The following is a 13980-nucleotide window of genomic DNA, read 5'->3' as shown; positions in this document are numbered from 1 at the left end:
GCTCGCGAGGCGGTCAGTAGCGGCGCGTGATGAGCGCCCGCTTGACCTCCTGGATCGCCTTCGTCACCTCGATACCGCGCGGGCAGGCCTCCGTGCAGTTGAACGTCGTACGGCAACGCCACACGCCGTCCTTGTCGTTGAGGATCTCCAGCCGCTGCTGGCCGCCCTCGTCGCGCGAGTCGAAGATGAAGCGGTGCGCGCCCACGATCGCCGCCGGGCCGAAGTACTGCCCGTCGTTCCAGAACACCGGGCACGAGGACGTGCACGCGGCGCACAGGATGCACTTGGTGGTGTCGTCGAACCGGGCGCGGTCCTCAGCGGACTGCAACCGCTCGCGGGTCGGCTCGTTGCCGGTCGTGACGAGGAAGGGCATCACGTCCCTGTACGCCTGGAAGAACGGCTCCATGTCCACCACGAGGTCCTTGAGGACCGCGAGACCCTTGATGGGCTCGACCGTGATGGGCTTCTCGGGGTTGATGTCCTTCAGCAGCGTCTTGCACGCCAGCCGGTTCTTGCCGTTGATGCGCATCGCGTCGGAACCGCAGATGCCGTGGGCGCAGGAACGGCGGAAGGTCAGCGAACCGTCCAGCTCCCACTTGATCTTGTGCAGGGCGTCCAGGACCCGTTCCTTCGGGTCCATCTCCAGCTGGAAGTCCTGCCACGTGACGTCGGCCGAGACCTCCGGGTTGAACCGGCGGACGCGGACGGTGACCGTGATGAGGTGGTCGGAGGCGCCGCCCGCCGTCTCGACCTTGTCCATGATCGCGGTAGTCATCAGTACTTACGCTCCATCGGCTGGTAGCGGGTCTGCACGACCGGCTTGTAGTCGAGCCGGATCGACTCGCTGCCGTCGGCGCCGACCTCGCGGTACGCCATCGTGTGGCGCATGAAGTTGACGTCGTCGCGGCTCGGGAAGTCCTCGCGGTAGTGACCGCCGCGCGACTCCTTGCGGGCCAGCGCCGAGGTGGCCATGACCTCCGCCAGGTCGAGCAGGTTGCCCAGCTCGATGGCCTCCAGCAGGTCCGTGTTGAACCGCTTGCCCTTGTCCTGGATCGACACGTTGAGGTAGCGGGCGCGCAGCTCGGCGATCTTGTCGACGGCCGTCTTGATGGTCTGCTCGGTGCGGAACACCATGACGTTGGCGTCCATGCACTCCTGCAACTCGTTGCGCAGCACCGCGACGCGCTCCTCGCCCGTGCCGTTGCGCAGCCGCTCGACCTGCGCGAGGACCTGCGCCTCCGGGTCCGGGGGCAGCGGCACGAAGTCGGTGCTCTGCGCGTAGTCGGCGGCGGCGATGCCCGAACGCTTGCCGAACACGTTGATGTCCAGCAGCGAGTTGGTGCCCAGCCGGTTCGCCCCGTGCACGGACACGCAGGCGACCTCGCCGGCCGCGTACAGGCCCGGGACCACCGTCGTGTTGTCCGCGAGGACCTCGCCCTGCACGTTGGTCGGGATACCGCCCATCGCGTAGTGCGCGGTCGGCTGGATCGGGATCGGGTCCGTGTACGGCTCGATGCCGAGGTAGGTGCGCGCGAACTCGGTGATGTCCGGGAGCTTCGCGTCGAGCTGCTCCGGCGGCAGGTGCGTGAGGTCGAGGTAGACGTGGTCGCCCTCGGGACCGCAGCCGCGGCCCTCGCGGATCTCCGTGTAGATGGAGCGCGAGACGACGTCACGCGAGGCCAGGTCCTTCATGACGGGCGCGTACTTCTCCATGAAGCGCTCACCGTCCTTGTTGCGCAGGATGCCGCCCTCGCCGCGCGCGCCCTCGGTGAGCAGGATGCCCATGCGCCAGATGCCCGTCGGGTGGAACTGGAAGAACTCCATGTCCTCCAGCGGCAGGCCCCGGCGCCAGCAGGCCGCCTGGCCGTCACCGGTCAGGGTGTGCGCGTTCGAGGTCACCTTGAAGAACTTGCCGGTGCCGCCCGAGGCGTAGATCACGGACTTCGCGTGGAAGACGTGGATCTCGCCGGTCGCCAGCTCGTAGGCCACCACGCCGGCGGAGTGCTTGACCCCGTCGACCTCGGTGATGAGCTGGTCGAGGACGTAGAACTCGTTGAAGAACTCCACGCCCTCCTTGACGCAGTTCTGGTACAGCGTCTGGAGGATCATGTGGCCCGTGCGGTCCGCCGCGTAGCACGAGCGGCGCACCGGGGCCTCGCCGTGGTTGCGGCTGTGCCCGCCGAAGCGGCGCTGGTCGATCGTGCCGTCCGGGGTGCGGTTGAACGGCAGGCCCATCTTCTCCAGGTCGAGGACCGAGTCGATGGCCTCCTTCGCCAGGATCTCGGCGGCGTCCTGGTCGACCAGATAGTCACCGCCCTTGATCGTGTCGAAGGTGTGCCACTCCCAGTTGTCCTCCTCGACGTTGGCCAGGGCGGCGGCCATGCCGCCCTGCGCCGCGCCGGTGTGCGAACGCGTGGGGTACAGCTTGGTGAGCACGGCGGTGCGGCTGCGCTTCGTCGCCTCGATGGCGGCGCGCATCCCGGCGCCGCCGGCGCCGACGATGACGGTGTCGTACTTGTGGATCTTCAGCTTCATGAGTCTCGTAGCCCCGGCTCTAACGGATGTTCGGGTCGAAGGTGAAGATCACCAGCGTGCCCAGCAGGATGGTGAACACGGTGGCCGCCCACAGCAGGCCCTTGAGCCACATACGGGTCGCGGGGCGCTCCGCGTAGTCGTTGACGATGGTGCGCAGGCCGTTCGCGCCGTGCAGCATCGCCAGCCACAGCATCAGCAGGTCCCACCCCTGCCAGAACGGCGAGGCCCAGCGGCCCGCCACGAAGGCGAAGCCGATCTTGCTGACGCCGCCGTCCAGGAAGAGCTGGATCAGCAGGTGGCCGAGGACCAGCACGACCAGGACGATGCCGGACAGCCGCATGAACAGCCACGCGGCCAGCTCGATGTTGCGCTGCGGCGCCTTCTTCGTCTTCCTGGTGCGCTGCCGGGGCGGCTCGATGACCGGGGCCGGGTGGTCGACGTCGTAGAGCGAGGCGCCCTCGACGGGCCCGACGCCCGAGGCGGTCGCGGATGAGGTCTCGGTGGACATCGCGTCAGCTCCCGAACAGTTGACGTACGGCGTGGCCGAGGACGGAGTAGAGCGAACCGAGCATCAGCACGACCCAGATCACCGTCGCCGTCCAGAACATCTTCTTCTGGTGGCGCGGGCCCTGGGACCAGAAGTCGACGGCGATGATGCGCAGGCCGTTGAGCGCGTGGAAGAGGATCGCGGCGACGAGGCCGTACTCCAGCAGCGCGACGACCGGAGTCTTGTAAGTGGAGACCACGTCGTCGTACGCCTCGGGGGAGACGCGGACGAGCGAGGTGTCCAGCACGTGGACGAACAGGAAGAAGAAAATGAGGACGCCGGTGACTCGGTGAGCCACCCAGGACCACATTCCTTCCCGGCCGCGGTACAGCGTTCCAGCCGGCACGGAAGAACCCTCCGGGAAAAGGATTTGGAGCCTGCCGCGATCCATGTCCTGTCGACGGTCTGGCCCGGCCGGGTACGGTCCACCGGCCCCGGCCATCGTAGTCACGCGACCGGCCGCCGCTCACACGGGGGCCGCCGGTGTGATCAAACTGGCACGTACGGCCTAATGAGCGGGGCACACGTCCCCCGGCGGTCCCCCTGAACGCCTGTCACCTCGGCGTTCGTCCGCGGGCGCCGGCCGCCCCGGGCCGCCGCCCCGCGGGAGGCCGCCGGGCCCGCCCCCGCGCGGCTCGTACGCCCGTACGGTCGCCGTACGTCATCCGAACGGGGAACAGCGGATGCGGCGTGACGCCGTATCGGCTGAGGTGGCAGGAACCGGACATCCCGCGCGCGGGAGACCCGGGCCCGGACCGCCCCCCGGCCGGAGTGTGACGCCGGACGGGACGGGCAGCGGGACACAGGAGCACGACAGGCATCCGCCAGAAGGCATCCGCCAGAAGACATCCGCCAGAAGGCATCCGTCAGAAGACATCGGTCAGAAGATTCCGCCAGACATCCGCCGGACAGAGGACAGAACGTGGCGAACCACCGCCGTCAGGACCCCGCCGAGCACGGTGGCCGGCGCCGCAGACGCGCCCTCGCAGCGACCGGCGGCGCGGTCGTCGTCGCGGCCGCCCTGGTCATCGGGTTCACCGTCTGGCCGGGCGGCGGCGGCTCCGACGAGCACACGGAGCGCCGCGACAGCGCGAGCCCGGGTGAGCCCGCGACCCCCGCCTCCGCCTTCCCCGTCTCCCGGGCGCCCCGCGCCCTGCCCACCGTGCGCGAACACCAGGCCGCGCGCGGGCCGGGCTGGACCCCGGGGAAGGGCGGCCGGGTCCTCGTGTCCGACGCGGGCCTCGCCGACGAGGGCAGACTGCTGGCCTCCGAGCTGAAACTGTCCTACGGCGGCCAGAAGAAGAAGCCCCGGCGCGGCGACGTCTCCCTCGTCCTCGACACCGGGGCCAAGGGCGGCGAGGAGTCCTACACCCTGCGGGTGCGCGACGGGCAGGTCCGGATCAGCGGGCCCGCGCAGGCCGGGGTCTTCTACGGCACCCGCACCCTCAAGCAGACCGTGCACGCCGACAAGAAGGCCCCCGAGGGCGTCGTACGCGACGCGCCCGCCAAACCGCAGCGCGGCTTCGCCCTCGACATCGCGCGCAAGACCTACGGCCTGGACTGGATCAAGGACCGGGTGCGGGAGCTGGGCGACCTCAAGTACAACCAGCTCGGCCTGCACTTCTCCGACGACCAGGCCTTCCGCGTCGAGTCCTCCTCGCACCCCGAGATCGTCTCCAAGGACCACTTCACGAAGGACCAGATCCGGTCGCTCGTGACGCTCGCCGAGTCCCGGCACATCGCCGTCGTCCCCGAGATCGACTCGCCCGGACACCTCGGCGCCGTCATCAAGGCCCACCCCGACCTCCAGTTGCGCGACGTCCGGGGCCGGGCCGTGACCGGGGCCGTGGACGTCTCCGACGCCAAGGCCGGCAAGATCGTCGACGATCTGCTCAAGGAGTACGCGCCGCTGTTCCCCGGCCCCTACTGGAACCTCGGCGCCGACGAGTACCAGGCCCTCGTGCGCAGCGACCCCGAAGCCTCCTTCCCGAAGCTCGCCGCGCTCGCCCGCCAGAAGCACGGCGCGCGCGGCCGCGTCCAGGACCTCGCCACCGACTGGCTCAACGCGCGCGCCAGGACCGTCCGCGACGCCCGCAAGGGCCGCACCCTCAAGGCGTGGAACGACGGGTTCTTCAGCGGCGGGCAAACCGAGGCCGACAAGGACGTCCAGGTCCTCTACTGGACCGGCAAGGAGATCGGCGCCCGGCAGCCCACCGAGTACCTCGCCTCCGGCCGCAAGCTCGTCAACTACAACGACGAGTACCTCTACTACGTGCTCGGGCAGCCCAACACCTTCCGCTACCCGACCGGGCAGCGCATCTACGAGCAGTGGACCCCGCTCGTCGTCCGCGGCACCACCCCGGTCCCCGCCAAGTACGACGACCAGATCCTCGGCGGCACCTTCGCCGTGTGGGGCGACCTGCCCCAGGCGCAGACCGAGCAGCAGGTCGCCGACGGCATCCGGATGCCGTTGCGCGCCTTCATCGAGAAACTCTGGCCCGCGAAGAAGCCGGACCTCACCTGGACCCAGTTCACCGAACTGTCCAAGGCCGTGGGCTGACGCACCGGCCGCCGCCTCCCCCTTCCCCCGTGGTGGCGCCCGCCCGGATGCTTGTGCTGAAGTCGCCGCACGCACGGGCGCACACCACGGGGAGCACGCATGGGGTACTGGGGCTACTACGTCGTCGCGCGGAGCGAGCGCCCGCTCGGGGAACTGGCCACGCTCGGCCCCGTACGCGCGGTGCTCCAGCCGCTCGACCTGCGGCCCGACGGCTGGCAGGTGTGGGAGTACGCGACCGACCCGGCCGCCGCCGAACAGCCCGGCATGGGCTCGATGAACCGGCTCGCCCGGGAGAGCGGGCAGCCCGCCCTCTTCGGCTACGTCATGGACAGCGCCTGCGTCGTCGTCGAGGGCGCCTCACCGGTGGCGGGCGCCTGGACGGCCTGCCTGGGCCGTGAGGCGCTCGCCCGCTACCTGCGCCCGCAGGACTGCGGCGGCCTCACCGTCGACGACTACTTCCCGCCCGCCGGGGAGGCCGCCGCCCACGCGGTGCGCTGGGCCGCCGAGGCGGGCGCCCACGCCGAGACCGGCCGGCTGCTCGCCCTGCTCACCCACGCGCCCGAGACCTCGGCGGAACACTCCTTCTTCCGCTTCCTGGACCGGCTGGGGGTGCTGCCGATATGAGGGGCCGCCCCCGGGTCCGCGTACGGTGCCGGGCCACGGAAAGGCGAACGGCCGGAGTCGCCACCCCCCACAGGAGAGACCCCGGCCGCCGCACGGCACGGGCCGCTTCGCGACCCGTACTCCCTTCAGCGCCGACGCTGCGGTTTCCGTCACACCGCGCTGCGTCACCCACCGGTCGCGCTTCGTGCAACACGTGGACGGAGACCCGTTTCAGGCCGTAGCGTGCTGATTCGCGCCGGACCGGACCACCCGGAACACCCGGACACCACGGACCGGGCGCGGCAGCCGAGGGCCGTACGGCCCGACGCGTCCGGTTCCCCGTCGCCTTGCGACGGCCCGGACGTTCATCCGCGAGTGGGGGCAGGCTGAGGGGTGCTGGGGGACGACGCGGAGCTGACCGCCGCGGTACTCGCGGCGCAGGACGGCGACGAGGCCGCGTTCCGCACGGTGTACCGGTCCGTGCAGCCGAGGCTGCTCGGCTACATACGCACGCTCGTCGGCGAGGCCGACGCCGAGGACGTCGCCTCCGAGGCGTGGCTCCAGATCGCCCGCGACCTCGGCCGGTTCAGCGGCGACGCGGACCGCTTCCGGGGCTGGGCCGCGCGCATAGCCCGCAACCGCTCCCTGGACCACATCCGCATGCGCGGCCGGCGCCCCGCCGTGGGCGGCGACGAGTCCGAACTCACCGTGCGCCCCGGCGAGTCGGACACGGCGGGGGAGGCCATCGAGGCGCTCGCCACGGGCGAGACCCTCGCCCTGATCGCCCAGCTCCCGCAGGACCAGGCCGAGGCCGTCGTCCTGCGGGTCGTCGTCGGCCTCGACGCGAAGAGCGCCGCCGCGACCCTCGGCAAACGCCCCGGCGCGGTGCGCACCGCCGCCCACCGCGGACTCAAGCGCCTCGGCGAACTCCTCGGCCCCGCCGCGGAGTCCAGGCCCTCCGGCGTCCCCGCGCAGCGTCGTTCCACCGCCCCCACGAGCCCGGTCGCGCGGGTGGTCGCGGCGGGAGTGACGCCGGGCGCCCCGCCGACGCAGAAAGACGTGTGATGTCCGACGAGCACAGCGCCCCCACGGCGCCCGCACGGACCCCCGGCGAGCCGCCCCGCCCGGCCGCCGCGCGTCAGGCACGGGCCGCGCTGCTGTCCGGACTCCCGCTCGACGCCCTGCCCGGCCCCGCCCGCCGCCACGCCGAACACCTCACGGCCGCCCTGCGCGCCGTCACCGTCCCGCGCCCCGGGGACACCGACTCCGCCGAGCCGCCCGAGCCGCTCCTCGCCGCGTTCCGCGCCGCCCACCCGCGGAGGACGGCGGACGCGGCCGCGGCGGGCACGGACGCGGTGGGCGTGGACGCGCCGGGCACGACCCCGGTGGGCACGGACGCGCCGGGCACGGCCCCGGTGGGCGCGGACGCGGTGGGCGCACCGGCGCGCCGCACCGGCCCGCGCGGCTGCGCGCGCGGGCTCGGGCCCGGCTCCTGGGCCCGGTCCACCCGGCTCGCGGCGGCCGGAGTCCTGAGCATCGGCATGATCGGCGGCGTCGCCGTCGCGGCCGGTGCGGGGGCGCTGACCTCGCCGTTCCCCTCGCCGGTCGACCAGCGGGCGCCGCTGCCGCACGGCACCACCGCGCCGGCACCGACCGGGAGCGCGGACGAAAGGAGCGGACAGGCCCCCCAGACCCTGTCCTCCGGAGAGCCCACCGCGTCCCCGAGCCGGCAGTCCCCGTCCACACCGCCCTCGCCCTCCCCCCTGCCCCGCTCCCCGTCGACGTCCCCGCCCCCGCCGCCGGACAGCCCCGCCGGGTCCTCCCCGGCCGGTAGCGGCGGCACCGGGAGCGGGACGGGGCCGCACACCTCGGACGTCCTGCGGCCCTGCCAGGACCAGCGGCGCGGCCGTCCGCTCGACGTCCTCGCCCTGCGCCGGCTGGCCCGCGCGGCCCACGGCGCCGCCGCCGTACCGGAGTTCTGCCGCCAACTGCTCGGACTGCCGCCCGGCCCCTGGCGGAACGTCCTGCTGCCGCCGGGTTCGCCGATCCCGCTGACCCCGGGGGACGGCGCTCCCGCCCCCGAGCCCCCCGCGACCTCCCCGGCCGCCGCCGAGACGGCGCCCGGCTCCCCGCCCACCTACGGGTACGGGGGCGCGGCCTCCCGCACGCCCCGGGCGACGGGGACGCCGCGGGCCACCGACGCGGAGACCACGCCGGCCGCACCGACCGGCCCCGCGGGGCCGGGCGGGGAGCCTGGACCGGAGGTGACCCCCTCCGCCGCTCCCGGCGCCGAGGCGCACTCGTCCCCCGCCGGCGATCCCGCCTCCTAGACCGGTTCGTTGACGGGCCGGATCTCGACGCCGCTGTGTCCCACCGCGACCTCGGGCAGTCGCGCGGCGAGGGCGACGGCGGCGTCCAGGTCGGGGGCCTCCACGACGTAGTAGCCGCCCAGTGCCTCCTTGGCCTCGATGAAGGGGCCGTCGGTCGGTGTGGGGCGGCCGTTCGCGTTGCCGCGCAGCGTCCTCGCGGTCGTCGTCGGGAGCAGCTCGTGACCGGCCAGGACGGCGTCACCCGCGGCGGCGGTGAACGCGGCGTGCCCCGCCTCGACCTCCTTCTGTTCCCGCTCGGACATCGATTCCCAGATCCGCTCGTCCCCGTAGATGAGGAGCAGGTACTTCGCCATCTCACACGTCCCGTCGTCCTGGGGCCGGTTCCGGCCCGCCTGTACCTACGACGAACGAGCCCGGCCGCCGATCGACGCCCCGCCGCCGGGAATCCCGGGGAACCCCTCTCCCGGACGGCCCGCGGCGGCTGCCGGGGAGGACCCGGAAGACGGCGCGGAGAACTAGGCCCCGCCGGGGTGTGACACTTTCCGCGCGCCCGGCGCAGTATGAAGTGAGCCGACTGGTCATCGGCTGACGCACGAGCCGGGGTTCCCCCCGTACTTCCGGCTCGTTGCCACCCGGCGCGGGCGGGACACGTTCCCCCGGTCCCGTCCGCGCCTCCCGCACATACTGAGCGGACGCTTTTGTGCGGACCCGCCCCTTTTCCGCCGCCCCGCCGCGCCCGCGCCCCCGCCCGGCCGGCAGGTGTTCACGAGCGGCCCGGCAACTTGGGCGCGCGGCCCCTGGTCCAACTCGGTGACCACGAGCACCACGGCGCACCGACCTTCCGAAGGGGCACCTCCGTATGCGCGTCCACCAGACCCTCACCACCACCCTCGCCCTGGGCCTCGCCCTCGGCGCGAGCGCCCTCGCGGCGCCGCCCGCCCAGGCCGCGGGGACCACCACCGCCGCCACCGTCGTCAACGAGGACGGAGAGCTGCGCTACCGGGCCGCCCCGGGACAGCGCAACGAACTGACGGTCGACGAGGAGGTGGAGCGGCGCGGCGAGTTCGAGTCGTACTACGTGCTCACCTTCCGCGACCGGTACGACATCACCGTCGAGGCGGGCGCGGCGACCTGGAACGAGTGCGTCCACCCCGCGCAGGACGATCCCGCCCTCGTACGCTGCGCGGTCCTGATCCCGCAGAACTCCGACGACTCCGACGACTACGCCGTCGACCTCGGCGACCAGGGCGACACCGCGACGCTCGCACCGGGCAGCCACGCCTGGGCCCGGGTCGACGGCGGACCGGGCGAGGACGTGCTCAAGGCGTCCGCGTCCGCCATGCTCTACGGCGGCAGGGGCGCCGACCGGCTCGACGGCGGCGGCGGCCCCTTCGGCTTCGGCTCCTACGGCGGCCCGGGGGACGACGTCCTCACCCACTGCGGCCAGGACTGCTTCGGCGGGCCCGGGAACGACTCCCTGACCGGCACCGGCCAGGAGAACACCCTGCACGGCGGCGACGGCGACGACGTACTGCGCGGAAAGGGCGGCGCCGACGTCCTCCACGGCGGCGAGGGCGCCGACCGCCTCCACGGCGGGGCGGGGAACGACACGCTGTGGGGCGAGGGCGGCGACGACGTCCTGTGGGGCGGCCCCGGAACGGACCGGCTCCACGGCGGCCCGGGCCACGACGTGCCGCACCAGGACTGAGGCGGGCGCCGGCCCCCGCCGAGGCACCGCCCCCGGGGCCGCCGGGACGTCCCGTTCTCCGCGGAACGCCCCGGCGGCCTCCCGGCGGCCTCAGTACACGACGACCTTGTCCCCGGTGCGGACCGCGGCGAAGAGCGCGGCGATCTTCTTCTCGTCGCGCACGTTGACGCAGCCGTGCGAGGCGCCCGAGTAGCCGCGCGCCGCGAAGTCCGAGGAGAAGTGGACGGCCTGGCCGCCGCTGAAGAACATCGCGTACGGCATCGGCGAGTCGTACAGCGTCGAGACGTGGTGCCGCGACTTCCAGTACACGGTGAACGCGCCGTCCCTGGTGGGCGTGTAGGCCGAGCCGAACCGGACGTCCATGACGGAGCGGGTACGGCCGTCCACCATCCACGCGAGGGTCCGGCTGCGCTTGCTCACGCACAGCACCCGGCCCTCGCGGCAGCGCGCGTCGGGCGCGGTCACCGGCAGCGTCGTCTCCGGGTACAGCTCCGCGCGGCCCGGCTGCCGCGACACGGCGCGCAGCCGCCGCCAGGCCGTCGCGTCCACGCGCCCCGTCACCGGCAGGCCCCGGGCCCGCTGGAAGGCGGAGACGGCGGCGGCCGTCACCTGCCCGTAGTACCCGGTCGGCTTCTGCCGGAAGTGGCCGAGGGTCCACAGCCGCGCCTGCAACTCCCGTACCTGGCCGCCCCGCTGACCGTACGCGGGAAGGGCGGGGGCGGGCGGCGCCGCCGGGGAGGAGGGCGGCGGGGCCGGGGGCGGCACCGGCGCGGACGGCGGCCGGGACGGGCCGCGCGCGGGCCGGGAGGCCGGGGCGGCGGAGGTGTGCGAGGACAGCGGCGCGGGCGCCGGCGTGTAGCGCGGGGCGGGGGAGGAGCGGGCGCCCGGCACCGCGGCGGACATCCTTGACGGGGCCTTCTGGTCCGGCGCCGCCACCCCCTCCCCGGGCCGGCAGCCCCCGAGCGCCGTGACGGCCAGCGCCGTCACGAGGCCGGTCACCAGCGCGCCGCGCCGCACACCGGAGCGCGTACTGCTCGTCATGGGTCCCCTTCCGTGGGCCGGCCCGAGCGCCCGCGACCCGGGCGCACGCGGTCCTGAGGCGCGGCCGGTACACCCCGGCCGCCGTGCCGACGAGGAAGGCTGCCCCGCGCACGCGTCTCCTGAACGTCCCTAATGTGCCGTATCGCTGTGAGCAAGCTCCCAGCGTGGGGACCTGCACGAGAGGGCCCGCGCCCCACTACAGTCCGTGGCGAACAGTGAGCGCCGCCGCCGGGTGGCGGCGGTGGTTGAGCGGGAGGCAACGCAATGACGCGCGAGTCCGAGTCCGGTCTGCCCATCGAGCCGGTGTACGGGCCGGACGCCCTGGCCGGCTGGGACCCCGCCGAGAAGCTGGGCGAGCCCGGCGCCTACCCCTTCACCCGCGGCGTCTACCCCACGATGTACACCGGCCGGCCCTGGACCATGCGCCAGTACGCCGGTTTCGGCACCGCCACCGAGTCCAACGCCCGCTACAAGCAGCTCATCGCGAACGGCACGATGGGCCTGTCCGTCGCCTTCGACCTGCCGACCCAGATGGGCCACGACTCGGACGCGCCCATCGCGAGCGGCGAGGTCGGCAAGGTCGGCGTCGCGATCGACTCGGTGGACGACATGCGCGTCCTGTTCGGCGGCATCCCGCTGGAGCGGGTCTCGACGTCCATGACGATCAACGCGCCCGCCGCGCTCCTCCTGCTCCTGTACCAACTCGTCGCCGAGGAAAAGGGCGTGAGCGCCGACAAGCTCACCGGCACGATCCAGAACGACGTGCTGAAGGAGTACATCGCGCGCGGCACGTACATCTTCCCGCCCAAGCCCTCGCTGCGCCTGATCGCGGACATCTTCAAGTACTGCCGGGCCGAGATCCCGAAGTGGAACACCATCTCGATCTCCGGCTACCACATGGCGGAGGCCGGGGCCACGCCCGCGCAGGAGATCGCCTTCACCCTCGCCGACGGCATCGAGTACGTGCGTACGGCGGTCGCCGCCGGCATGGACGTGGACGACTTCGCGCCGCGCCTGTCCTTCTTCTTCGTGTCCCGTACGACGATCCTGGAGGAGGTCGCCAAGTTCCGTGCCGCGCGCAGGATCTGGGCCCGGGTCATGCGCGAGGAGTTCGGCGCGAAGAACCCCAAGTCGCTCATGCTGCGCTTCCACACGCAGACCGCCGGGGTGCAGCTGACCGCGCAGCAGCCGGAGGTCAACCTCGTCCGGGTCGCCGTCCAGGGCCTCGCCGCGGTGCTCGGCGGGACCCAGTCGCTGCACACCAACTCCTTCGACGAGGCCATCGCGCTGCCCACCGACAAGTCCGCGCGCCTGGCCCTGCGCACCCAGCAGGTCCTCGCCTACGAGACCGACGTGACGGCCACGGTCGACCCCTTCGCCGGTTCCTACGTGGTCGAGAAGCTGACCGACGAGGTCGAGGCGGCCGCCCTCGCCCTCATGGACAGGGTCGAGGAGCTGGGCGGAGCGGTCAACGCGATCGAGCACGGTTTCCAGAAGAACGAGATCGAGCGCAGCGCCTACCGCATCGCCCAGGAGACGGACTCCGGGGAGCGCGTCGTGGTCGGCGTCAACCGCTACCAGCTCGACGCGGAGGAGCCGTACGAACCGCTGCGGGTCGACCCGGCGATCGAGGCCCAGCAGGCCGCCCGCCTCGCCCGGCTGCGCGCCGAACGCGACCAGCCCGCCGTGGACGCGGCCCTGGACGCGCTGCGCAAGGCCGCCGAGGGCACCGACAACGTCCTCTACCCGATGAAGGAGGCGCTCGCCGCCCGCGCCACCGTCGGCGAGGTGTGCAACGCGCTGCGCGAGGTGTGGGGCACCTACGTGCCGAGTGACGTGTTCTGAGGGGCCCGGGGTTCTGGCGGTGCCCGGCCCTCCCCGGCCCTCCCCGGTCCTCCCCGGTCCTCTCCTGCCCTCCCGGACCGAACTGCGGACACCACCTGAGAACCGGGCCCGCCGCGTGCGACACTCGGCCCATGTTCGGCGTCATAGACCTCCCCACCTACCTCGCGGGTGTCGCACTCATCGTCCTGCTGCCCGGCCCCAACTCCCTGTACGTCCTCTCGGTGGGCGCCCGGCGCGGCGTACGCACCGGGTACAAGGCGGCGGCGGGGGTGTTCTGCGGGGACACGGCCCTGATGACGCTCTCGGCGGCCGGGGTCGCCTCGCTGCTCCAGGCCAACGACCTGCTGTTCTCGATCGTGAAGTACGCGGGCGCCGGCTACCTGAGCTGGCTCGCCTACGGCATGATCCGCTCGGCGCTCACGCTGTGGCGCACCCGCAAGGAGCGGGCGGCGGCGCGCGAGGGGAGCGAGACGGCCGAGGAGGAGCGCCCCTTCCGCCGGGCCCTCGTGATCAGCCTGTTCAACCCGAAGGCCATCCTGTTCTTCATCGCCTTCTTCGTGCAGTTCGTGGACCCGTCCTACGCCCACCCGGCGCTCTCCTTCGTGGTCCTCGGCTTCTTCGCGCAGCTCGCGAGCTTCCTGTACCTGAGCACCCTGATCTTCGCCGGGACCCGGCTGGCCGGGGCCTTCCGCCGCCGCAAGCGGCTCGCGGCGACGGCGACCTCGGCGGCCGGGGCGCTGTTCCTCGGCTTCGCGGTGAAGCTCTCACTCAGCAGCGTCTGAACCGGTCCGGTCCCGGTCTCCGGTCGGTC

The 13980-nt window shown here is 73.0% G+C and carries 13 protein-coding genes; 7 read left to right on the top strand and 6 right to left on the bottom strand.

The annotated features are described in order from the left end of the window. Nucleotides 1-13: 13 nt before the first annotated feature. The 4 genes from ACFYMP_RS21765 to sdhC are packed head-to-tail and all read right to left on the bottom strand — an operon-like array spanning nucleotide 14 to nucleotide 3428. The gene (locus ACFYMP_RS21765) at nucleotides 14-775 is read right to left on the bottom strand and encodes a succinate dehydrogenase iron-sulfur subunit (RefSeq protein ID WP_388860020.1); all 762 of its coding nucleotides are present in this window, start codon (nucleotides 773-775) and stop codon (nucleotides 14-16) included. Continuing rightward, nucleotides 775-2529 carry a succinate dehydrogenase flavoprotein subunit gene (gene sdhA, locus ACFYMP_RS21760; protein ID WP_388860169.1) on the bottom strand — a complete coding sequence of 585 codons (1755 nt, stop codon included), beginning with the start codon at nucleotides 2527-2529 and terminating at the stop codon, nucleotides 775-777. Before sdhA ends, ACFYMP_RS21765 begins: the two co-directional genes overlap by 1 nt. Before the next feature lie 25 nt (nucleotides 2530-2554). Continuing rightward, nucleotides 2555-3043 (bottom strand): succinate dehydrogenase hydrophobic membrane anchor subunit, encoded by a 489-nt coding sequence (locus tag ACFYMP_RS21755; protein WP_388860017.1) that lies wholly within the window; start codon nucleotides 3041-3043, stop codon nucleotides 2555-2557. A 4-nt stretch (nucleotides 3044-3047) separates the two neighbouring features. Beyond that, on the bottom strand, nucleotides 3048-3428 hold the full coding sequence (gene sdhC, locus ACFYMP_RS21750) for a succinate dehydrogenase, cytochrome b556 subunit (RefSeq protein WP_363149007.1): 381 nt from the start codon (nucleotides 3426-3428) through the stop codon (nucleotides 3048-3050). Nucleotides 3429-4004: 576 nt separating this feature from the next. Here sdhC and ACFYMP_RS21745 point away from each other — a divergent pair. The 4 genes from ACFYMP_RS21745 (at nucleotide 4005) to ACFYMP_RS21730 (ending at nucleotide 8575) form a co-directional block, all read left to right on the top strand. Next, nucleotides 4005-5642 (top strand): glycoside hydrolase family 20 protein, encoded by a 1638-nt coding sequence (locus ACFYMP_RS21745; protein ID WP_388860014.1) that lies wholly within the window; start codon nucleotides 4005-4007, stop codon nucleotides 5640-5642. 99 nt (nucleotides 5643-5741) lie between these two features. Further along, nucleotides 5742-6266, top strand: a complete 525-nt coding sequence (locus ACFYMP_RS21740) for a hypothetical protein (RefSeq protein ID WP_388860011.1) — start codon at nucleotides 5742-5744, stop codon at nucleotides 6264-6266. Nucleotides 6267-6638: 372 nt separating this feature from the next. Next, nucleotides 6639-7310: an RNA polymerase sigma factor gene (locus tag ACFYMP_RS21735; RefSeq protein ID WP_388860008.1), complete on the top strand. Its 672-nt coding sequence runs from the start codon at nucleotides 6639-6641 to the stop codon at nucleotides 7308-7310. After that, the gene (locus ACFYMP_RS21730) at nucleotides 7310-8575 is read left to right on the top strand and encodes a hypothetical protein (protein WP_388860005.1); all 1266 of its coding nucleotides are present in this window, start codon (nucleotides 7310-7312) and stop codon (nucleotides 8573-8575) included. Before ACFYMP_RS21735 ends, ACFYMP_RS21730 begins: the two co-directional genes overlap by 1 nt. Here the strand turns inward: ACFYMP_RS21730 and ACFYMP_RS21725 are convergent. Next, a complete protein-coding gene (locus ACFYMP_RS21725; protein WP_388860002.1) occupies nucleotides 8572-8928 on the bottom strand; it encodes a YciI family protein in 357 nt (118 codons plus the stop codon). The genes ACFYMP_RS21730 and ACFYMP_RS21725 overlap by 4 nt on opposite strands. A 506-nt stretch (nucleotides 8929-9434) precedes the next feature. Between ACFYMP_RS21725 and ACFYMP_RS21720 the strand changes: the two genes are divergently transcribed. Continuing rightward, a complete protein-coding gene (locus tag ACFYMP_RS21720; RefSeq protein WP_388859999.1) occupies nucleotides 9435-10283 on the top strand; it encodes a calcium-binding protein in 849 nt (282 codons plus the stop codon). Nucleotides 10284-10373: 90 nt separating this feature from the next. Here the strand turns inward: ACFYMP_RS21720 and ACFYMP_RS21715 are convergent, their stop codons facing one another. Beyond that, nucleotides 10374-11324 (bottom strand): peptidoglycan-binding protein, encoded by a 951-nt coding sequence (locus ACFYMP_RS21715; RefSeq protein WP_388859996.1) that lies wholly within the window; start codon nucleotides 11322-11324, stop codon nucleotides 10374-10376. A 264-nt stretch (nucleotides 11325-11588) separates the two neighbouring features. Here ACFYMP_RS21715 and ACFYMP_RS21710 point away from each other — a divergent pair, with 264 nt between their 5' ends. Beyond that, entirely contained in the window at nucleotides 11589-13169 is a 1581-nt protein-coding gene (locus ACFYMP_RS21710; protein WP_388859993.1) for a methylmalonyl-CoA mutase, read from the top strand. A gap of 131 nt (nucleotides 13170-13300) precedes the next feature. Next, entirely contained in the window at nucleotides 13301-13951 is a 651-nt protein-coding gene (gene leuE / locus ACFYMP_RS21705; RefSeq protein ID WP_388859990.1) for a leucine efflux protein LeuE, read from the top strand. Nucleotides 13952-13980: the final 29 nt, after the last annotated feature.

This window comes from Streptomyces sp. NPDC007088 (assembly GCF_042869355.1).
Lineage (GTDB): Bacteria > Actinomycetota > Actinomycetes > Streptomycetales > Streptomycetaceae > Streptomyces.
This window is presented reverse-complemented; position numbering and strand designations above follow the sequence as displayed.